This is a genomic window from Anaerocolumna xylanovorans DSM 12503 (genome assembly GCF_900143645.1).
In the GTDB taxonomy this organism is placed as follows: Bacteria; Bacillota; Clostridia; order Lachnospirales; family Lachnospiraceae; genus Anaerocolumna; species Anaerocolumna xylanovorans.
In genome coordinates this window covers 135,177-155,680 of the sequence record NZ_FRFD01000003.1, presented here as the reverse complement: position 1 = coordinate 155,680, position 20,504 = coordinate 135,177, and the positions used below count along the sequence as shown (strand labels likewise).

General features: G+C 40.6%; 18 protein-coding genes. 6 read left to right on the top strand and 12 right to left on the bottom strand.

All coding sequences use genetic code 11. The features are described from left to right. Positions 1–55: 55 nt before the first annotated feature. The 6 genes from BUF11_RS00745 to BUF11_RS00720 form a co-directional block, all read right to left on the bottom strand. Positions 56–616 carry a hypothetical protein gene (locus tag BUF11_RS00745; RefSeq protein ID WP_073586902.1) on the bottom strand — a complete coding sequence of 187 codons (561 nt, stop codon included), beginning with the start codon at positions 614–616 and terminating at the stop codon, positions 56–58. Continuing rightward, the gene (locus tag BUF11_RS00740) at positions 606–1,154 is read right to left on the bottom strand and encodes an RNA polymerase sigma factor (protein ID WP_073586901.1); all 549 of its coding nucleotides are present in this window, start codon (positions 1,152–1,154) and stop codon (positions 606–608) included. The genes BUF11_RS00745 and BUF11_RS00740 overlap by 11 nt, the downstream gene beginning before the upstream one ends. A gap of 190 nt (positions 1,155–1,344) precedes the next feature. Further along, positions 1,345–2,094 carry a peroxide stress protein YaaA gene (yaaA, locus tag BUF11_RS00735; RefSeq protein WP_073586900.1) on the bottom strand — a complete coding sequence of 250 codons (750 nt, stop codon included), beginning with the start codon at positions 2,092–2,094 and terminating at the stop codon, positions 1,345–1,347. 46 nt (positions 2,095–2,140) lie between these two features. Then, a complete protein-coding gene (locus BUF11_RS00730) occupies positions 2,141–2,728 on the bottom strand; it encodes a GNAT family N-acetyltransferase (protein ID WP_073586899.1) in 588 nt (195 codons plus the stop codon). Between the two features lie 227 nt (positions 2,729–2,955). Beyond that, positions 2,956–3,504, bottom strand: a complete 549-nt coding sequence (locus tag BUF11_RS00725; RefSeq protein ID WP_139243237.1) for a Rossmann-fold NAD(P)-binding domain-containing protein — start codon at positions 3,502–3,504, stop codon at positions 2,956–2,958. A gap of 32 nt (positions 3,505–3,536) precedes the next feature. Further along, on the bottom strand, positions 3,537–4,250 hold the full coding sequence (locus BUF11_RS00720; protein WP_073586897.1) for an SDR family NAD(P)-dependent oxidoreductase: 714 nt from the start codon (positions 4,248–4,250) through the stop codon (positions 3,537–3,539). Positions 4,251–4,466: 216 nt separating this feature from the next. On the opposite strand from BUF11_RS00720, the gene BUF11_RS00715 reads away from it, so the two are divergent. Then, complete coding sequence (locus BUF11_RS00715; protein WP_073586896.1) at positions 4,467–5,114, top strand: ThuA domain-containing protein; 648 nt, start codon at positions 4,467–4,469, stop codon at positions 5,112–5,114. Between the two features lie 244 nt (positions 5,115–5,358). Then, complete coding sequence (uraA, locus tag BUF11_RS00710) at positions 5,359–6,636, top strand: uracil permease (protein WP_073586895.1); 1,278 nt, start codon at positions 5,359–5,361, stop codon at positions 6,634–6,636. Positions 6,637–6,705: 69 nt separating this feature from the next. Here the strand turns inward: uraA and BUF11_RS00705 are convergent, their stop codons facing one another. Next, positions 6,706–8,250 (bottom strand): diguanylate cyclase, encoded by a 1,545-nt coding sequence (locus BUF11_RS00705; protein WP_073586894.1) that lies wholly within the window; start codon positions 8,248–8,250, stop codon positions 6,706–6,708. A 389-nt stretch (positions 8,251–8,639) separates the two neighbouring features. Beyond that, the gene (locus tag BUF11_RS00700; protein ID WP_073586893.1) at positions 8,640–9,515 is read right to left on the bottom strand and encodes a LysR family transcriptional regulator; all 876 of its coding nucleotides are present in this window, start codon (positions 9,513–9,515) and stop codon (positions 8,640–8,642) included. A gap of 223 nt (positions 9,516–9,738) precedes the next feature. Between BUF11_RS00700 and BUF11_RS00695 the strand changes: the two genes are divergently transcribed. Both BUF11_RS00695 and BUF11_RS00690 read left to right on the top strand, forming a co-directional pair. Further along, complete coding sequence (locus BUF11_RS00695) at positions 9,739–10,767, top strand: YeiH family protein (RefSeq protein ID WP_330393830.1); 1,029 nt, start codon at positions 9,739–9,741, stop codon at positions 10,765–10,767. 91 nt (positions 10,768–10,858) lie between these two features. Further along, positions 10,859–11,728, top strand: a complete 870-nt coding sequence (locus BUF11_RS00690; protein ID WP_073586892.1) for an alpha/beta hydrolase — start codon at positions 10,859–10,861, stop codon at positions 11,726–11,728. A 106-nt stretch (positions 11,729–11,834) separates the two neighbouring features. Here the strand turns inward: BUF11_RS00690 and BUF11_RS00685 are convergent, their stop codons facing one another. From BUF11_RS00685 to BUF11_RS00670, 4 genes are all read right to left on the bottom strand, one after another. Then, complete coding sequence (locus BUF11_RS00685) at positions 11,835–13,604, bottom strand: oleate hydratase (RefSeq protein WP_073586891.1); 1,770 nt, start codon at positions 13,602–13,604, stop codon at positions 11,835–11,837. Positions 13,605–13,679: 75 nt separating this feature from the next. After that, positions 13,680–14,249 (bottom strand): TetR/AcrR family transcriptional regulator, encoded by a 570-nt coding sequence (locus tag BUF11_RS00680; RefSeq protein ID WP_073586890.1) that lies wholly within the window; start codon positions 14,247–14,249, stop codon positions 13,680–13,682. Between the two features lie 25 nt (positions 14,250–14,274). After that, complete coding sequence (locus BUF11_RS00675) at positions 14,275–15,975, bottom strand: CocE/NonD family hydrolase (RefSeq protein WP_073586889.1); 1,701 nt, start codon at positions 15,973–15,975, stop codon at positions 14,275–14,277. A gap of 41 nt (positions 15,976–16,016) precedes the next feature. After that, positions 16,017–16,583: a TetR/AcrR family transcriptional regulator gene (locus BUF11_RS00670; protein ID WP_073586888.1), complete on the bottom strand. Its 567-nt coding sequence runs from the start codon at positions 16,581–16,583 to the stop codon at positions 16,017–16,019. Positions 16,584–16,775: 192 nt separating this feature from the next. Between BUF11_RS00670 and BUF11_RS00665 the strand changes: the two genes are divergently transcribed. Both BUF11_RS00665 and BUF11_RS00660 read left to right on the top strand, forming a co-directional pair. Beyond that, positions 16,776–17,477 carry an ABC transporter ATP-binding protein gene (locus BUF11_RS00665; RefSeq protein WP_073586887.1) on the top strand — a complete coding sequence of 234 codons (702 nt, stop codon included), beginning with the start codon at positions 16,776–16,778 and terminating at the stop codon, positions 17,475–17,477. A gap of 5 nt (positions 17,478–17,482) precedes the next feature. Then, a complete protein-coding gene (locus BUF11_RS00660; RefSeq protein WP_084558387.1) occupies positions 17,483–20,500 on the top strand; it encodes an FtsX-like permease family protein in 3,018 nt (1,005 codons plus the stop codon). The last annotated feature ends 4 nt before the right edge of the window (positions 20,501–20,504 follow it).

Below are 20,504 nucleotides of genomic sequence, written 5' to 3'. Positions count from 1 at the left end.
CACGAAACTGCCCAAATAGAAAGTGAAAAATGATTTTTATTTTTCACAATAGCCGTTATTTTATTTCCAAAAGTTCTTTTTTTGTTAGTATCTCACCGTAATCATTCTGGTAAGTATCTTCCTTTGTGCTTCCAATGAAACTCTCCAGTACATTCATACTGCCTGATTCTTTCTTAAGAAATACAACTGCCGTCTGTGTTTTCTCTAACTGAGGCAACTTGTCCGTAATCTTCGATAAAATATCCTTCTCATCACCGGAATGCCTGTAAATTTCAACGACCTGATAAGCCTTTTCACCGCTGTTGTCCTGCTTTACCTCTATGATATCCGTAGCGTTGTCAAATAATTGCTGCAGACCGTCTCCAAAATCAATTCCTCTTACATCAATAGTCATGGGCTGCGGGGTCACCTGTTCCATCGGTTTATTTTTACTGTGTAAAAAAGCGCTTACGGAAATCAGGATGAAAAAAGCGGCTGCCGTTACTGCGTATCTTAAAGGTATTGCTCTTAAAAAGCTTTTTCTGCTCTCGCTCTCTTTCAACTCCTCCTGCTCCGACAGTTCCATTTCCTTTGCTTTTTCGTATATACCTTTTAAAAACTCCTGATCAGATTTCATATGCGTATCCCCCTTTCTGCAAAATTTCCTTCAGCTTATTTTTTGCCCGGTGGGATAATACCTTTATGGAAGAAACCGGCTTATCCATAATGGCTGCTGTTTCTGCTAAGGAAAAGCCATTAAGATAAAGGAGTATTATTGCCTGGCTGTATTCTGGTTTCATTTCTTTTATTGCTTCCTGTACTGCTTTGGAATTCTCATTCTGATAGATGATGTCTTCCAGTGATTTTGCATCTTCCAGCTGAAGGTCATCCACAGAAACCATATTTACTCTGCTGTTTTTGCGCAAATAATCAATTGCCCTCCTTTTCCCGAGCATAAATAAATAGGTCTTGAATTCATATTTTGTCAAATACCTGTCCGGATGCAGATAGATATAAGCAAAAACCTCCTGTGCCATATCTTCGGCAGTGTGGAAATCTTTCAGATACTGCATAATGAAATAAACCAGATTGTGCCGGTGACGTAATACCAGCTCCTCGAATCCGGAAATGTCACCCTCCAAAAAGGCTCTATATAATGTTTTATCAGGAATCATTGAAGTGCACCTCATTGATAATTCTTTCGTATACATTACTTATTCGTTCTATCGTGATAAAAAGTTACACTAAAAATAAAAAATTTTTATTATTTTACCCTGTTTCATACTTTTTATCTGTTATCAAAAATTCAGGCTGTCACCTAAGGCCTTTTGTAAGCCATGGGTGACAGCCCTCTATATAACACTCTTATTTCTTTTCTTTTATAAAAACATAAGTATTTCTATTGGATAATTTCCCTGAATATGTAAAGTTAAGCCTGTTAAATTCCTTCATTCCTTTTATGTCTTCTATCTGGTTTTCCGCCATAAAGCGTACCATCTCTCCCCTTGCCATCTTCACCAGTGTCCCTTTCTCCACAACTTTTCCGCCTGTCAGTTCACCAAAGATACAGGTAATATACTCGGCCTTATCCGGTAAATAGGAAGAGATGCATTTGCTGTATTCAACAGAAGCCAGATTAACAATACAGCTGCTTTCTAAAAAAAGCTGCTCCGCCAGTTTTTTATTCCAGAATTCATAAAGGGAATGAAAGCTGTCACCGGCTAACCTTGCCTGCATTTCCAGCCTGTAGGGAACAACTCCGTCAAAGGGATTTAAATAACCGTAAAATCCTGACAGAATCCGAAGATGTTCCTTAATAAAGGCAAGTTCCTTTGACTCAAAGACACTGGGTGCCATATACCGGTACTGGATTCCTTCATAGGACAGGATAGCCGGAGTCAGGTTATGATTTAAGTCCATCTTTAGAAGTCTTTCATAATTGCAGGCGGCGATTTTTTCGTTACAGTTCCATAGCTTTTTCGCTTCTTCATAATTTAATTTCCTTAGGTGGGAAAGCACGACCTTCGTATCCTCTATAAACCTTGGAATTTCTTCATATTCCAGGGTGTCGGTGTCTATCTTCATTTTCTTAGCCGGTGATATAATAATTCTCATTGTTTATACTTTCTTAAATTAATAAACCGCTGTAAGTGAAATACATTTATTTTTTGAAATAATCCTCCCGCAGCATTCCATACATTCTGGTATCAATATACTCACCGTTGTAGCAAAAATCTTCCCGTTTTACGCCTTCTAAAACAAATCCCGCTTTTTGATACACTCTTTCGGCTCTTGGATTAAAGCTGTATACTTCCAGTCCAATCTTATGGATTCCAAGTTCTGTCATCCCATACTTTATGAACATGAAAATTGCTTCTGTTCCAAGTCCCTTGTTACAGCCGCTTTGCCTCATTAAAACACGAAAATTAACGTTACCGGTTGTTTCGTCGTACTCATTAAATACCACTTCTCCAACCAGCTCACCGCTTTCCTTATCAATGATTGCAAGATCCAGGCGGTCTGTTTGCTCATTGCGGCTTAAGTACCACTGCTTTATTACTTCTGCTTCCTTGGGGTCAGTCGGTTCCTCTGCTTCCTTTTCATTGGTAACGGAACCCGTTAATCGCCTTAATTCAGGTTCCTCCAATATTACAAGCATCTTTTCCCAGTCATTTTCTTTAAAGGGCCTTAAGATAACCTTCTCTCCCTCCAGAACAGGTTTATAGCTAAAATCAATTTTTTCACACATATAATAATCATCCTTTAATCCAAATATTTATAATTTAACCAGCCAGGGTGATTAAACTAATAAAGCCCTGTTATAAATCAAGCTTTACGGCTTTTAGCATATCATCTTTCTACCCCAATGGCAACTATGTTTTTCATAAAATACCTTATAAAATAAAGAGGAAGTATTAAAGGTCAGATTCCTTAAATTTACCGGAATCTGACCTTCTATTTATACTTTCACACAGTTTACCAGGGATATTCCCGTTCATACTTATCTCTGATAACAATTCTTTTCTCATCGGAATGCTGGTGGGACTCTTCCTCCATGCTTCTGTCCTGGAGCATATACCGCACAGCATAGGAAGCATCCGAAAGATTGTTAAAATCCTCTGCAGCAAATACCCGAAAGGTAAAGCCAAGAGGGTTCAGGCGGTTAAACAAAGTCTTTACCGCCATATTGCAGGAAGCCGAAATTATCCTCTCCCAATGGTCGCTGGTCCTTGTATTGTTAATACTGGAATCTAAAGAGGTAACAAAGCAAAGCCTCTTTTTATTTCCCTTTTCTAATAAAGGCAGGTACTCCGATACCTTTCTTAATAACTCCAGTGCCGTATTCTCATATGCCTTTAATAAAGCATCATAATCCGTTGCCTCACAGGAAAGCGGATTAATACAGTATACAAGAATATCCACTGCTCCGCTTTCTGCTGCCTCATGCCCGGCTTTCTTAAATTCCCTGTTAAGCTCCTCTTTAAAGGAATCTGATTGTCCTTCTATTGCTACTTTATATCCCATAATGACCTCTTTTCTGAATATCTGCGGCCTGTCTAAAAAGGCCATACAGCAAATTCGTTATCATACATTCTTAGTACGTCCTCCTGCATTAACTCTTCTGCAAAGAATTTGCAGGCTGATGCAGCAGATTCTTCCGGTTCAAATTTACCCACAGTGCTTTTCGTACCGGACATATAGGATTTTACCCAACCGGGGTGAAATAGACGGAAGGTATAACCTTTGGGGTATAATTCTTCAAATAACATACGGACTGCCATGTTAAGGGCCGTTTTTGACATTGGGTATACAAATCCTTCCCCGCGGTGGCATACACTGATACTTCCCGCCTCTGAAGATACAAAGCACAGCCTCTTTTCCTCTCCTTTTTCCAGCAGGGGCAAAAAAGCATGTACCATACGCAAGGCTCCCAGACAATTGGTATTGTACATGGCTAAACCGCGCTCTAATTCCTCCAATTCGTATATATCCCCGGCAGAGCCTGCGATTCCTGCATTATTCACAAGCATATCAATAGAATCTGTTTCTGCCTGAACTAATTTACAGGCATTTTTAACAGATGAGTCGTCACCTACATCCAATGGTATAATACGAAGCTTATCTTCGTACTCTTTCTTTAAATCTCCAAGTTCTCCCCATTCTGCCATATACTGTCCGGCATATACCAAATAGCCTTTTTCTAAAAATTCTTTGACAATCGCCAACCCAAGTCCTCTGTCAGCTCCTGTAATTACAGCGGCCTTTCCCATGATTTACCTCCATCTCTGTGCATCTTTCAAACTTTCTCCGCCTTATTTTATCACCTCTTATAGGTGAAATCAACCAAGGATAGCGGATATAAGGCAATTGTACAGACATGGGTATCCAGGTATAATTTCGCACCTCGACATTTTTCCTGTCTTTGGATATACTATAAGAATAGACATACAATAACATAAGACTGAATCTGCAAGGAGTAATTTTATATGAATGATGTATTGCTGTTATGCGATGACCTTTGGCACCCTGCCGAAGTTGTGGAATTAGGCATTGAACCTCTTAAGGACCTTTATAACTTTACTGTTATCAAAGCAGCCAAAGATATCTTAACCCCAGAGATGATTGCAAAATACCCGGTAATTATCTGCTGTAAGGGAAATGTCGTGAATTCCTCCAATACCTTTCCCTGGTTTGAAGAAGGGGTTACGGAGGTCTGCCCGAAAGAATTCGAAGAATATGTAAGAAACGGCGGAGGTTTTCTCTCTCTCCATGCCGGAAACACATCCAAGGAAGGTGAATCTTATACCGATTTTGTCGGGAACTATTTCGTTGGACATCCGCCCCGCTGTATGGTGGAGGTGAAGGCATCTGCCGCACATCCCATCGTTGACAATGTCAGGGATTTCACTGTAAGAGATGAACATTACAATATCAAATTAACTGCTTCCGATGCCGATATTTTCTTAAGGACTTATTCTGCAACCGGAGGAGAGCAAGTCGGAGGATATACCAGAAATATAGGAAAAGGCCGCTTATGTGTGCTGACTCCCGGACATACGTTAAGTGCCTGGCAGCAGGAAGATTTTAAACAGCTTTTATGCAATGCAATTAACTGGTGTGCAGGAATAATCTAGAGATATGTTAACTGTCTCTGCCAGTGGAAATGAAAATAAAGATGAAAAGGCTGCTCTTGCAGCCTTTTTTAATTCCTGTTAATAATATACAGGTTAAATTTGGCATTTCAGTAATTTTATTGTTATAATTTATAATTTCTGGGGACTAAGAGTAAAAAAAATAATAAATATTTAAATTTTGTTATAGAAATCCATCGAAGTCCGTGTTATACTACTCAAGAAAATCAAGAAGGAGGTCTTTTTTGTGGAAAACAAAAGAATTATTCAAGTCGAAGAAAAGGTAGCGCCGAAGCTTCTGATTCCTCTATCGCTTCAGCACATGTTTGCCATGTTTGGTGCAACGGTTTTAGTCCCGATTCTCTTCAATATCAATCCCGCAGTTGTACTGTTGATGAATGGTATTGGCACACTGTTATTTATTTTTATTACAAAAGGCAAAGCTCCCGCTTATCTCGGTTCCAGCTTTGCTTTTCTTGGGCCCGCCGGTATCGTTATCACCCAATGGGGTTATCCTTACGCACTGGGCGGTTTCATCGCAGTTGGCCTTGCCGCCTGTCTTTTATCTTTCATCATTTATAAGTTTGGTGTCAAATGGATTGATATCGTACTTCCCGCCGCAGCCATGGGACCTGTTGTAGCTCTCATCGGTTTAGAGCTTGCCCAAACCGCCGCTGACCAAGCCGGACTTATCCTTTCTGATAAAGTTAAAGTTATTGATTCCAAAAATGTTCTGGTCTTTCTTGTAACCTTGGCAGTCGCCGTATTTGGCAATATACTCTTTCGCAAATTCTTTGCTGTAATCCCCATATTAGTTGCTATCGTTGCAGGATACATTACAGCACTTATCACAAAGGTTGTAACAACAGCTGATCTTAGTAATGCGCTTCATGCTCACCTCTTTGTAATTCCTAATTTCCAATTACCTAAGTTTAAGCTTGAAGCTATTATTATGATATTGCCGGTTATCCTGGTTATTGCCTCCGAACATATTGGACATCAGATTGTTACCAGTAAAATCGTTGAAAAAGACCTCCTTAAAGATCCCGGTCTGCATCGTTCCCTGTTAGCAGACGGCATCTCCACTATGCTCTCCGGTTTTGTTGGTTCTGTTCCTACCACTACTTATGGTGAAAACATCGGCGTTATGGCTATGACAAAGGTCTATTCCGTACAGGTTATCGCAGGTGCTGCCATTCTCTCCATTCTATCATCCTTTATAGGGCCCGTTGCAGCCTTAATTCAGACCATTCCAGGACCGGTTATCGGCGGAATTTCCTTCCTTTTATATGGCACTATCGGAGCTTCCGGTATCCGTGTTATGGTAGACGGACAGGTAGACTACAGCCGCAGCCGTAATCTTGTTCTGACCTCCGTTGTCTTCATAACAGGTCTGTCAGGTGTGGCGTTACAAATCGGCCAGGTTACCTTAAAAGGTATGGTACTTGCATGTGTTGTTGGTATGGCACTTTCCCTTACTTTCTATATCTTAGAAAAGTTCCACTTAACCAACGAACAGCAGTAATATTATCGTGATTAAAAGAAGGACATAATGCCAATGGCCGACAGGCCGGAAAGCATTATGTCCTTCTTTTTACCCCTTCCTATAAAGGCTTACCTTATTCTTACCCTCTCTTTTTGACATATACATTGCTGTGTCGGCCCTCTTTAAAACCTCCTCAAAAGTTTCATCTTTTCCCTCAAAATACGCGATACCAAGTGAAATAGTAGGAGTTATGACTTCCTCTCCCTGCAGTATTTTTAAATCTGCTATAGCGGTTACTACCTTCTCGGCTGCATAGACGGAATTTTCTTCCTTAAGTCCGCGGAAGATACCTACGAATTCGTCTCCTCCCCAGCGAATCAGGCAGTCTGTGCTTCGTATCACCTGGTATACCCTGTTTACAATTTGAGTCAATACTTTATCTCCCACATCGTGCCCGAAATTATCGTTGATTCCTTTGAAATCATCCACATCAAACATAATAATTGCTGTATCCGTTATTCTGTTTTTCTTATATTCCTTGAATGCCTTCACCAGCTCAATGGTACCGTATCTGCGGCTATGGGCTTTTGATAAAGTATCCTTGTTCATTTCCAGTTCCATCTGTTTTCTCATACTTTTTGCATAAAACCTTTCAAGTAAGAGAAAAAGAAACAAACCGAAAGAAAGAAAAACAACCATCAACGCCACAAGAGCTATCATTTGGCTTCTTACAGTTTTCATACTCTTAGCATTGGTATGGTCTATATATTGCCGGATATCATTTAAAGGAATGCCCATATCAATGACCCAATTAAAATCCTTATACAATTTGGCATAGGTCAGCTTTTCCGATACGATATTGTTATCCAACTCCTTAAAATAATAGGTAAAAAACAGTTCCCCGTGTGCTTTTACTCCTGCCAGTTCTTCCGCATAGGGACGGTTTCCTTTAATATCGGTCATATCCGTTGACAGGTATACTCCTTCTGTTTTTGGGAGATTCGGATGCACCAATCTGATTGCGTAATCCTTGCCTCCTGTATAATGGATGATTTCATTTACCCACACATAGGAGCCATTGTCGAATTTCAGTTTTCGTATCTTATCAGCTGCCGTCTCTTTTACCCTGTTATCGACATGTCCTTTACTTACACCGATAAAACCGTAAATTTTCCCATGGGCGATAATCCGGTAATAAAGCATCTGAGGCTTTATCTCCCCCAGAGTTTTGTCTATATCCTCCTTAACCAAGCTGGCAGGGTCATAAAGTACTTTTTTACTGCTGTCATTCCATAAAAAAACTGTCCATTCATTTTCATTGATATCTTTTGAAAAATCAGAGCCAAACCAACGGGCAAAATAATCCGCATACCCTTTACCCGACAGATTTTGCTCATAGGACAGTGTCTTATATCTTAAATCAATAATTTTTTTATAATGCTCCCGTTCATTTTCCCTGTCCGCCGTTATATCCTGAATGATATTATTGACGGTATCTTTCAGAAACTGTTTTCTTATATTTGTAATTGTAACCTGCGTTTCTTCCTGATATACCATATTTATACGCTGATAAGATATCCAGAAAAACACACTGGTTATGGTACAAATGGCAGCTATCATTATGGCACTGGCAATTGTATGCCTTTTAATCATTTGGAAATCACCCCATAATCTTCATAAAACGTCATTCATATGTTGTTGTTTAATTGGTGGTAAAAAAAGAGCGCCGCAAAGGTATATTCTTCCAGACGCCAATAAAAATAGAAATAGAGATGTAAAATCTTAACTATATTATAGACTGTGAAGAAAATATTATACTTTTGAAGACACCCTGTCATATTTATACATATACTCAAAATAATTCTGACCCTTCCATGCCAGTCAGGCCCATACTTAATTTGCTATTAGTTGAAAACCCCATGCACCTCCAAATCCGCCTGCACATCAGTAATAAACCGACAAACTAAATCTACCACAAGCATACAAGAATTTCTCATACATGTCAACAAAATAGTTGGGATACACCGTCTATTCACATGGTTTTACTGGTTTTGCAGACAAACTTTGGTAAACTTCTTTATAGCCTCTGTTAAATATTTATTCTTATGATGGATCAGCTTAAATTGACGCTTAAAATAAAGACCATTTACATTTATAACCTTAAGAATTCCTTCCTCTATTTCCTTACTGACTGCCCTCTTTGAAATCACAGAGATGCCAAGGCCTTCTGCCACAGCCATTTTGATGGTGTCCGTATTATTGCAGGTCCAGGTTGCAGTCCATTTCAGGGAATTCTCTGCCATAACATCCTCGAATGTCTTTCTTGTTCCGCTTCCTATTTCCCGCAGAATAAAATTCTCTTTCTCCAGTTCATAGGGTTCAATGCTGTTACGTGTTGCAAGGGGGTGACCAGCCCCGCATATCAGAACCAGAATATCGTCTGCCATAGGTCTGCTTATGATATCCTGGGATGTAATTTCACCTTCCACCAGTCCTAAATCAAGCTTATCATTTATGATCAACTGCTCAATTTTGGAGGTATTGTCCTCTGTTACTTCGATTTTAAGTCCCGGAAATACCTTACTAAAATCAGCTACCAGCTTTGGGAGAACACAGGAACCCACTGTTACGCTGGCACCGATCCTTAACCTTCCACTCTCACTCAAGGCCCGCATTTCATTTTCCGCTGCCGCATTAAGTCCTATGATATGCCTGGCATAACTTAATAATTTTTCTCCTGCCTGGGTAAGATATAATTTCTTTGATAACCTTTCAAAAAGACGTACATTATAATACTCCTCAAGCTCGGATACCGCCTGGCTGACAGCGGGCTGTGACATGAACATGGTGCTTGCGGCAGCTGTCATATTCTTATGATCGCAGACTGCTACAAATATTTGAAAATGCCGTAAGGTCAATACTATCCACTCCTTTTATATCCATAATTATTTACTTATTATATGTATAAGATAATAATATTTTACTTATAAACAGTCAAGGGATATACTGATACAAGACCTGATTATTTATTGTCTGGTAAGGAGTAAGACAAAAAAATAAGTGGAAGAAAATACAGAAAAAGAAAGCTGCTACATACGGATTCTTCCCCTCATATTATTTGTGGCAGCAATAGGTGTAAACATGGCTAAATTAACAAAAAACAAATTAAGTGGCATTATGTTCAAAAATCACAGCAGAATACCGGGGATATTATTGACTGCTATCATTGCAATACCGGCCTGGTTAATCGGCGGGAAGTTTCCCATTATCGGAAGTCCGGTGCTTGGAATCCTGTTTGGAATGATACTGGCATTTTTTAAAAGGCCACAGTCCCTTGAGACCGGAATTACATATACTTCAAAAAAGCTTCTGCAATATTCCATTATATTGCTTGGTTTTAATATGAATCTTTACAGTGTCTTAAAGGTAGGAAGCCAGACCATCGTTCTGATGCTTTTTACCCTTACTGCCACCTTCTTAGGTGCTTTTTTTATGGGAAAAGTATTAAAGATAGAAAAGAATACCAATATCCTGATCGGTGTCGGTACTGCTATCTGCGGCGGTTCCGCAATTGCAGCCACAGCTCCTGTCATACAGGCTGATGATGAGGATGTGGCACGCTCCATATCTACTATTTTTCTATTTAACGTTATTGCTGCTTTTCTTTTTCCTTTTCTGGGTCATGTGCTTTGCATGACCGATTACCATTTTGGGCTATGGGCAGGGACCGCCGTAAACGATACCTCTTCCGTCGTTGCTGCCGGATATTCCTTTAGCAATGCAGCCGGAAATCTCGCCGTTATCGTAAAGCTTACAAGAACACTTATGATTATTCCCGTAACTCTTGTTCTTGCACTATTTGTTTCCAGAAAAAAATCACAGGAGAATAAATTAAATTACAGGCTGTCTAAGATATTTCCCTGGTTTATCTTAGGCTTCGTCATTGCTTCTATTATCAGTACCTTTCTTCCGATGCCGGATTTCTCAAAGGAACTGCTTGTAAAGACCGGAAAGTACATTATCGTTATGGCTATGTCGGCAATCGGACTTAACACCAACCTCGTAAAACTTGTAAAAAACGGCTTAAAACCTATCCTGTTAGGTTTGGCCTGCTGGGTGATTCTTTCACTGACTTCCCTTCTTGTACAATTTACTATCCTTACCCTTTAAGATTCTTTACATTTATCCGCTATTTTATGGTAATATACATGTAACAGGCGAATATCAAATTAAAGATTTTATATTCAGGAAAGGGATTATTATGGCGTACAAAGAAGTGAAAGTAATAAAAAACAACCCGACCTTAAAAGGCATGGCAGTTATGATTCCTGATGTTGTATTTTCCACCGGGCAGGGAGTCGATTTAAAGATGCAGATTGTAAAACCCTGGGCAGATGAATCTGCAAAAGAACAGCCCCGATATCCTTTGATTGTATTTGTACAGGGCAGTGCATGGACTTTTCCTGATGTCTATTATGAACTGCCTCAGCTGGCACAATTTGCAAGAGAAGGTTATGTAGTTGCCACGCTGACCCACCGGAACTGTCTTGACGGACATCCTTTTCCGGCATATTTAGAGGACATAAAGACTGGAATCCGTTTTCTTAGAAAAAATGCTGACACATATCAGATTGACCCTAAAAGAGTCGGCATCTGGGGAACTTCCTCCGGCGGCAATACCGCTTTATTAGTAGGTCTTACAGGAGATGAGAAGCGTTATAAAACAGAAGAATACCCGGAATTTTCAGATTCCGTAAAAATGGCTGTTGACTGCTTTGGCCCTACAGATTTATCTGATGTAATAGAAAATATTCCACAAATGGATGAAGATACGAAAGCACTTTTTGCAGCCCTTCGCGGGGAAGACACAAAAGAAAACTTAGAGAAACTGTTAGAAATGAATCCTGTGAATCATATAAAAGAGGGAATTACCTATCCGCCTTTCTTAATTCTGCAAGGCAACCAAGACACTGTCGTGGATTACTCCCAGAGTGAACTGATATATCACAGGCTGTCCGATGCAGGCGCCGATGCAACACTTATCTGTGTAGACGGAGCTCCCCACGAAGGTTCCTTCTGGGGCAATGAATTGCTGGATATCATTAAGGATTTTATCAACCGAAACTTATAGTCACCTGTTTAAAAAGGTACGTGCAGGCAGATTCTCTGTTCATCTGCCGCCCGTACCTTAATTTTAAATACCCTTTATACTATCCGGCTTCTTTTAGCATATTGTACTAGATAAGTCCGGCTTCTTTCAGCAGTTTTAATATAACAGTGCCGTTAGCTTCTTTTAAAAGGTTTCCAAGAGCCATCTTTTTATCCTGCGGCATGGCAATCTCACTGAGCTTTTTCCCATCCAAAAGACTTGCAGTAGCCTTTAAAAGCATACGTACATCAAAGGCCGAACCAAATACTTCGGGAACACCCCTTCCCACATCAAGGAGCGTGTAAACTGCTTCCATACCGGTACGCACAGCATATTCCGTTGTAAATACCGTATCTCTTGGAGTTTCCACATGCTCACCGATGAAAGCAAAGTTCACAGCGCCTTTTGGAACGATATCCGGCCTGTCGCCTGCTTTTCTTACCATAAAATAAGAAGTGACATAGGGCATCATACAGGGAATACAATGTGCGTGATTCTTTGCAAGCTCTGTAATCTCCTCTGCCGGAACTCCAATATGGTATAACCATTCTTCCACAATTTCCGTACCGGTGCAGTCCTTCATAGGCTTTTTAACATAATCTCCATTCACATCAGAGAACAGGCCGTACACCCAGGCCGCTATCTGGTCAGGTGACTGTGCCTTAAAATGAGGCTGCCGGCTTACCGTCCAGCTCATAAGCCAAGAGGAATCTTTTACGGTAATAGGACCTCCCGTTACAATTCTTCCGTTATAGGGATTTCTGCCGGTTAGTTTTGAAATATAAGCCGGAATTTTATCATCCAGACAGGTTATGGTGGCTGATTCCCAATTGGAACCGGCTACATCACCGCAGAACTTCTCCGGTTTTCCAAACGCTTCATCCTGTGCTGCAATGTTCTTCCACAACTCCCAGGAAGGACCGATACCTTCGGGAACCGCTGCCGGATGGTCATCATCCCCAAGTCCAGACTGCTCTGTGTTACATCCAAGGGTTATGAACACTAAATCACTCTCTGCGAGAAAGATGCCGGTATCTTCTCCCTTAGATGTACATATGATTTTCTTTGCCGCCTTTTTATCAGCTTTACAGTCGAACTCAATGTTTGTTACTATTGTATCGTATCTAAACTGCACGCCCTCTGCTTCCAGATACTTAACGAGAGGAAGTATCAGGGATTCGTACTGGTTATACTTTGTAAAACGCAGACCGGAAAGATCCGTCAGCGTATGGGTCAGGTGGATAAAACGGGTCAGATACCTGCGCATTTCAATAGCACTGTGCCATTCCTCAAAAGCAAACATGGAACGCCAGAACAGCCAGAAATTCGAAGCAAAGAAATCCTCACTGAATACATCTGTAATCTTTTTATCATCAAGTGCCTCTTCCGGTATAAGCACCAGTTTGGAAAGTTCCATAGCTGCTGTGTCACTTAGCGTGAATTTGTGCAAAGTACCGGCATCCTTTCCCTGATTTACCGTTACTCTTACGGGGGAACTGGAAGGGTCAGACTGGTTCAGCCAATAAAATTCATCTAACACGGATGCATTCTCCAGTTCAAGTGATGGAACAGAGCGGTATAAATCCCACAGGCACTCGAAATGGTCCTCCATTTCCCGTCCTCCGCGGATGATAAATCCTCTGTTGTCGTCCTTGATACCATCGCAGCCACCGCCGGGCAGAGACAATTCTTCCAAAATACATATGTTTTTGCCCTCCATATGTCCATCTCTGATCAGAAAGGCTGCCGCGGACAACGCTGCCAGCCCTCCGCCGACTAAATATGCCTTTTTGCCGTCAGCGGTGCTGGATTTTAAAGGTTTTGAAAAAGCCGCATAATTACCATTTGTATAATACATGTACAAATACCTCCTTCGAAATATTATAATCTCAATATATACCTCGAATTCATAAAGTACAATTTACACCATCGGTTATCTGTAAAGCATATTTTCAGCATGCATCTTTTCCAGGGCCTTCTTAAAATCCCCTCTGACCAGTACCTCAATATTCTTTACGATTTTTTGCGGTTCTTCCTTCATCCCATTACGTATCCAGTCCAAAGCGATAGCGCTGAATGCCAGCGTAAAATATTTCGTCACAAATTCCTTCTGGTATTTGCTTACATTAAATCCCTTTGCCTGATCTTCCACCACCTGATTGATATGGTTAAACAGTACATTGTACATAAAATTCTCAATATATTCACGCTGGATGGACTTATAGGTATTCGTTACAAGAGAGCGGTTATCCCTAAGCCAATTTAACAGATTGCAATAACCAATCTGCCAGGTGTCTATATTCTGGTGCTTTTCCAGGGCATATTCCGTTTCCTGCTTAAAAATCCATTCAACGATGTCATAAATATCACTGAAATGATAATAAAATGCCTGCCTGGAAACCTTGCAATCATTCACAATGTCTGTGACAGTTATCTTATCCAGGGTCTTACTGTCCAGCATCTTCTTTACAGATTCGGCAAAATCATTTTTTAAATTTCGCATTTTAACCCCCATGCATATCGCAAATTCACTTGCAGTCCGTAATTTTTACAGGTATTTCAAGCCTTGAAGCATAAACTTTCCCGCTGTATATCTTTTGCATGGCTTTTTGGCGCTTCGTGGCCAGTGCCCAATTCCCGGCATAATTACTGTGAATATGATACTGCGGAAAGTCAGAGGAGGATATATCAATCCGCAGTACGGAGCCTTTCTGCAATTCATAGACGATATCCCACATATCAACGGAAACTTCCACCGCTGTCCCCGGCTCATAAGTATGTCCGATATCATAGCAAAGGTCTGTGATAGAAGAACGGATACTGTAGGCATCCCCATTTTCCCTGACTTCCATAATTTTAACAGTAAAGGCCGTATCCGGGCAGTCCGAAGATACATAGAGTATTGCCTTCATTTTTCCGCTGATCAGAATATTCTCTTCTATCGGTTTCGATAGAAAACTTAAAACATCAGCCCGTCTGCCTGCCTTAGGCTGTTTTAAGCTTCCGTTATGAGCCATATTTTTTAGGAGGGATTCTGCGCCTTTAGAAATCACAGGGTTATCCGGGTCATATTCATAGGTGAATTCCCCTTCTGCTTTTTCTGCTTCTATTTGAAGAGTTCCGCCTATTTCTTTCTTTTGTTCTTCCTGTGTACGATTTCCCAGATACCAGGTAAGAACCTTATCCGGTTCTTCCGGCCATATTTTATTCTCAAGCCAACAATCAGCAGCTATAGCGTATGTACGAATCCGCTGTTTGGGAGTCTCTTTCCTCTTTAAAACCAGCTCAAACCATTCAAGGATAGCAAAGATTTCACTGTTCCTGCTGTTCTCTGTCTTACAGTCCTCAAGGCAGGAATGAAAGGAATGATTCCAACCGCCGATATCCAGCCAGGACTTTTCCTTTGCCTCCTGTGCGAGATTATCCCACGTATGCATCGAGCTTCCATGGTGGTGATCATACCAGCCGCTCCGTATATATAAGGGAACCTCTACCTTGGAGGGTATTTCATATAATTCTTTCCAAAATCCCTGCTGCCAGTACTCATCTTCTCTGTGGGTATTCAGAATCCACTCTCTGTACCAGTCAAGGCGTCCTCCCCACAGCTTTTCATCCACCTCTGCCTGGGGCATATATTTTAAGGATTCCAGGTAATCCGCCGTAACCGGAAACCCGGCATTGTCCATAGCCCAGGAGGTAAGTACATCCTGACGGAACATTCCTTTTTCATAAGCGGAATAGAAGCGGTCCGTACCATAATGGGTCAGGCACATTCCTTTTACTTTTTCCGGAACCATATCCGCTATGGCCCAGCCTGTTAAGGCCAGATAGGAATTCCCCCAGTAGCCGATTGCATCCACCCAACTCTGTTCATTCAGCCAGTTAACGGTTACAAGCCCATCCTCTCTTTCCTTTACATTCGGAACCCACTCTCCTTCAGAACCTCCCGTTCCTCTGCAAAATTGCAGAATAAAGGCATATCCCCTTTTGGCCAGGTTTTCACCGTGGCTTTTATAAGCCTCCATCTGCGAAGGATAGCAGCTTCGCACCAGGATAGCAGGTATAGAATTATCCGGCAGCCTGTTCTCTTTATCCGCAGGTCTGTAGATATATGTCTTAAGGTTAATTCCGTCCTTCATCGTAAGCATCATTACCGATTCTGTAAAGGAGGGATATGCCTCCTGATAGCCGGAATCCTCATATTCCCTGTTTATTTTCGCACTTTGCATGTGATTCTTTACTCCTTTTCATTTTCTGTCAAGCCGAACACCTAACATCCCTTAAAGTTTTCCACACCATTGGAAGATAGCCCCAGTATCAATTCGGTTATTTCCTTTACCGGTTTCTTCATTCCGTCTTTTAACCATTTTAATATAACACCGATACAGCCATTGGCATAAAACAGATATACATATTCGGCATCATCCTCTTTTGCTGTCTGCAACGCAAAGTGCTGTCTCCCGATTATATTGGTAACTTCCTGCTGAAATTTAATATCTCCGCTGGAGTTTAAAAGTACATCAAATATTTCTGAATTTTCTTTTATGTATTCTAATATTTTATCAAGCATTTCAACCGGCACCTCATGGGCATTTCTTAAATCATAGCTGCCCAGATACTGATTGATGTTGTCAATGATATCATCCTCTATCTGCTGCAGCAAGTCATACTGATCCTGATAATGAGCATAGAATGTGGCTCTGTTGATATCTGCCTCCTCGCAGATTTCCTTGATTGTGATTTTTGCAATGGGCTTTGTCTTTAATAATTTTACAAAGCTCTGCCTAATAACCATGATCGTGTACCTTACCCGCCTGTCGTTTTTCTTTTCTTTCATATCATCCTCTTCATCCCCATTTTGAATTTTATTTGTTACTTTCCCAACACATTTATAAAATCTGTTGTCTAATTTTCATTTCTCAAATTTTTGCTTGTTGAATTAATTACATGCCGTCAGTATACTATATCAAGGATAGGTATTCAACACCTTGTCTAATAATATACACAACGAATTCATGGAGGAATATACATGGCTTTTATTGAGCTAACAAATATAAAAAAGGAATATACAGTGGGAGATGTGACCATAACCGCAGTAAAGGACTGTTCTTTTACGGTAGAAAAGGGAGAACTGGTTGTTATACTTGGCCCCTCAGGCGCGGGAAAAACTACCGTCCTAAACCTTTTAGGCGGTATGGACAGTCCAAGCGGCGGCGGCATCCTGGTGGACAATAATGAGGTTCACAAATACAATAAAAAAAATCTTGTAAACTACCGGCGCAATGATATCGGCTTCGTCTTTCAGTTCTACAACCTGGTAGCAAATCTGACAGCCCTTGAAAATGTAGAACTTGCCTGCCAGATATGCCGGGATTCCCTTGACCCAAAAACTATCCTGGAACGGGTCGGCCTATCCGACCGTATGAATAATTTCCCGGCACAGCTCTCAGGCGGTGAACAGCAGCGGGTTGCTATTGCAAGGGCAATTGCCAAGAATCCCAAGCTTTTATTATGCGATGAACCTACCGGAGCTCTTGACAGCACCACCGGTCAGCTAATTATCGAGCTGCTTCAAAATACCTGCAAAACAATGGGGACAACAACTATTATCATAACCCACAATGCAGTGCTGGCAGATATCGCCGACAAGGTCATCCATATTAAAAACGGAACCGTAAATCATGTTATTCTCAATGAGAACCCTAAAAATCCAAGTGAAATTGTGTGGTGATAAACGTGCTGTATAAAAATACTCTGATTAAAATAAAAAAATCAATAGGAAGATTCCTCTCCCTCTTTCTAATTGTACTGGTAGGAGTAGGCTTCTTTGCCGGAATAAAGGAAAGTGTCCCGGACATTACCTCCTCCTTAAGCAGTTATATGCAGTCCCAAAAATTAATGAATTTTCAAATAGTAAGTACTTTGGGATTGACCGCAGAGGATGCGGATGCCCTAAAAGCCTTAAAAAACGTAAGTTCCGTTACACCAAGCTATTCTCTTGATGTGCTGGAGCAGGGAAAAGCCTTAAGGATTCAGGCAATCGAGGAAGAGGTTAATACTGTAAAGCTGTTGGAAGGCCGTATGCCTGAAAGTGAAACCGAATGTGCCGCCGACAATAAGCACTATAAAATCGGTGATAAAATCAAGATAACCAGCGATGAAAGTGACAATCTTAAGAACACCGAATTTACCGTTGTGGGTACCGTAAAAACGCCTCTTTTTTTATCGGATGATTACGGAAGTACTACTGTCGGTGACGGAAAGCTCTATTCCTATTTCTATGTAAAGAAAGAGAATTTTATCCTGGATGTGTATACTCTTATCAATATACAAGCCGCAGGTACGAAGAATCTCAATGCTTTTTCTGAAGAATACAAAGATATCATTTCAGCACTTCAAACCGAAATTGAAAGTATAAAACCGGCAAGGGAAAGCGCCAGATATCAGGAGATTTACGATAAGGCAAACAACGAAATTCAAAAAAACCAAAAGGATTTTGAAGAGGAAAAAACAAAGGGCGAAAAAAAGCTATCCGATGCTAAGAATACCCTTGATGAAAATACCTCAAAATTAAGTGATGCCAAAGAAGAACTGTCAAAGAAGGAATCAGACCTAAACCAAACTATTACTACTCAGAATGCTGCTTTTAAAGATGCAAAGGAAAAGATTGCAGACGGCTGGAGTAATATTGATTCTACCTTAAAAAAATACGGCATGAAGGAAAATGAACTGGAGGGCAAAATAACAGAGCTAAACACGGCTCTTGAAATCTTAAAGGCCAAGCAAAGCAAACTTCCCAAAGACAGTGCCGAATATCAGCAGCTTAAATCACAGATTCAAGGCCATTCTGCTTCCTATAAGGGACTTGTTACACTAAATGAGTCCATTAAGAGCCTTGCAGCAAAGGAAAAAGAGTTAAATCAGGGGATTGCTGAATTTAACACCCGGATTGAAAGTGCCAAAGAACAAATAAAAAAAGGTGAGGAAGAACTTACCCTAAATGATGAAAAACTAAAGGACGGATATGACGAATACAATAAGAACTTAAAGGAATTCCAAACCAAGATAGCCGACGCAGAAAATAAGCTGCAGGATGCCAGGGATAAACTTTCGGAAATCGAAAAGCCCAAATGGACCATTCTGGAGCGAAACAATGTTGTTAACGGGTATGATGATTTAAAAGCCGCTGCCAATACCATTAAACAGATTGCTGTAATCATTCCCATATTTTTTATGCTGATTGTTGTGCTAATGACTTCCAATACTATGGGGCGCATGATTGCAGAAGAGCGCGCAGAGCTTGGTACCTTAGCTTCTTTAGGCTTTCATGACAAAAGCATCGTAACAACCTACCTCCTTTATGTTCTGTCTGCTACGGTTTTGGGCAGTATCAGCGGATATTTTATTGGCTGTACTGTCATTCCGAAAATCGTCTACAACTGTTTTCCTTATAACCTGCCGCCGTTAATTCTGCAATTTGATGCCATAAGCTTATTTTCCATTCTGGCTGTTGCCATACTGCTTATGACCATTGTAACTGCTGCCTTTTGCCATCATGAATTAAAAGAACGTCCTGCCGCCCTGATGCGTCCGGTTCCGCCTAAGAAAGGCCAGATTATCCTGCTTGAGAAAGTCGGTTTTATCTGGAAACACCTTTCCTTTACCTGGAAGGTAACCATGCGTAATATCTTTCGCTATAAACCCAGAGTCTTTATGACAATCATCGGGATAGCCGGCTGTACGGCATTGCTGCTCACAGGTTTTGGTATCAAAGACAGTTTCAACGGTATAGCAGAGAAACAGTATGGGGATATCTTCCGGTACAGCGATATGATTGTACTAAAAGATGATACCATAAACCTGGAGGATGACATTACAAATCCCTTATTGATAAAGCAGACATCTGTTACCTGCCAGTCGAAAAAGAAGGAACTGGATGCCTATTTAATCGTACCGCAGGATGAGGAAATTTTCCCCGGCTACTACAATCTTAAGAACTATAAGACAGGAAATACTGCCGGCTTAAATGATACCGGAGTTATTATTTCAGAGAAAATCGCCACCATTTACAAGATAAAAAAGGGTGATATTTTAAAAATAAAAGACTCCGATAATAATTCCTTTGCTTTGCCTGTTTCCGATATTGCAGAAAATTATTTAAAAAATTATATCTATATCAGCAAAGGCCTTTATACCAGGATATTTCAAAAAGATCTTTCCTATAATATGATTGTTTCAGGTTACAAGGGAGACAAAAGCACACTTGCCAAAAGCCTGCTTGACAGCAATCTCGTGGTGAATGTAACCTTTACGGATGATATCCTGTCGCGGGCTCTAAAGGAAAACAGCAGCTTAAACAGTGTTGTCCTTCTGCTTGTCTTTGTATCCTGCCTCTTAGTGGTGATTGTGCTTTACAATCTGACGTCTATTAACATCAGTGAGAGGAAGCGTGAGATTGCCACTTTAAAAGTTCTTGGCTTTAACGATATGGAAACAAACGAATATATTTACCGGGAGGCCTTTCTTCTGACCTTAATCAGCATCGCTGCCGGACTTCTCTTAGGTATCGGATTACATCATTTTGTAATAGGAATCATAGAAAGAGACGAGTTTGTATATTTTAAATCCATCAAGGGTTTAAGCTTCCTATGGACTTTTTTAATCACGATTGTCTTTTCTGTGATTATGCAGATTACTACTTATTTTAATCTTAGAAAAATTGATATGGTTGAATCTTTAAAATCGGTAGAATAGGAGC

What these genes read in the sequence shown, in the direction of transcription:
- BUF11_RS00725 (WP_139243237.1), bottom strand. Translation starts at nt 3,504, where the DNA reads ATGGGATATAAAGTAGCAATAGAAGGACAATCAGATTCCTTTAAAGAG.
- yaaA (WP_073586900.1), bottom strand. Translation starts at nt 2,094, where the DNA reads ATGAGAATTATTATATCACCGGCTAAGAAAATGAAGATAGACACCGAC.
- BUF11_RS00720 (WP_073586897.1), bottom strand. Translation starts at nt 4,250, where the DNA reads ATGGGAAAGGCCGCTGTAATTACAGGAGCTGACAGAGGACTTGGGTTG.
- BUF11_RS00705 (WP_073586894.1), bottom strand. Translation starts at nt 8,250, where the DNA reads ATGATTAAAAGGCATACAATTGCCAGTGCCATAATGATAGCTGCCATT.
- BUF11_RS00685 (WP_073586891.1), bottom strand. Translation starts at nt 13,604, where the DNA reads ATGTATTATACAAATGGTAATTATGCGGCTTTTTCAAAACCTTTAAAA.
- BUF11_RS00730 (WP_073586899.1), bottom strand. Translation starts at nt 2,728, where the DNA reads ATGTGTGAAAAAATTGATTTTAGCTATAAACCTGTTCTGGAGGGAGAG.
- BUF11_RS00695 (WP_330393830.1), top strand. Translation starts at nt 9,739, where the DNA reads ATGGCTAAATTAACAAAAAACAAATTAAGTGGCATTATGTTCAAAAAT.
- BUF11_RS00715 (WP_073586896.1), top strand. Translation starts at nt 4,467, where the DNA reads ATGAATGATGTATTGCTGTTATGCGATGACCTTTGGCACCCTGCCGAA.
- BUF11_RS00670 (WP_073586888.1), bottom strand. Translation starts at nt 16,583, where the DNA reads ATGAAAGAAAAGAAAAACGACAGGCGGGTAAGGTACACGATCATGGTT.
- BUF11_RS00740 (WP_073586901.1), bottom strand. Translation starts at nt 1,154, where the DNA reads ATGATTCCTGATAAAACATTATATAGAGCCTTTTTGGAGGGTGACATT.
- BUF11_RS00675 (WP_073586889.1), bottom strand. Translation starts at nt 15,975, where the DNA reads ATGCAAAGTGCGAAAATAAACAGGGAATATGAGGATTCCGGCTATCAG.
- BUF11_RS00690 (WP_073586892.1), top strand. Translation starts at nt 10,859, where the DNA reads ATGGCGTACAAAGAAGTGAAAGTAATAAAAAACAACCCGACCTTAAAA.
- BUF11_RS00745 (WP_073586902.1), bottom strand. Translation starts at nt 616, where the DNA reads ATGAAATCTGATCAGGAGTTTTTAAAAGGTATATACGAAAAAGCAAAG.
- BUF11_RS00680 (WP_073586890.1), bottom strand. Translation starts at nt 14,249, where the DNA reads ATGCGAAATTTAAAAAATGATTTTGCCGAATCTGTAAAGAAGATGCTG.
- BUF11_RS00665 (WP_073586887.1), top strand. Translation starts at nt 16,776, where the DNA reads ATGGCTTTTATTGAGCTAACAAATATAAAAAAGGAATATACAGTGGGA.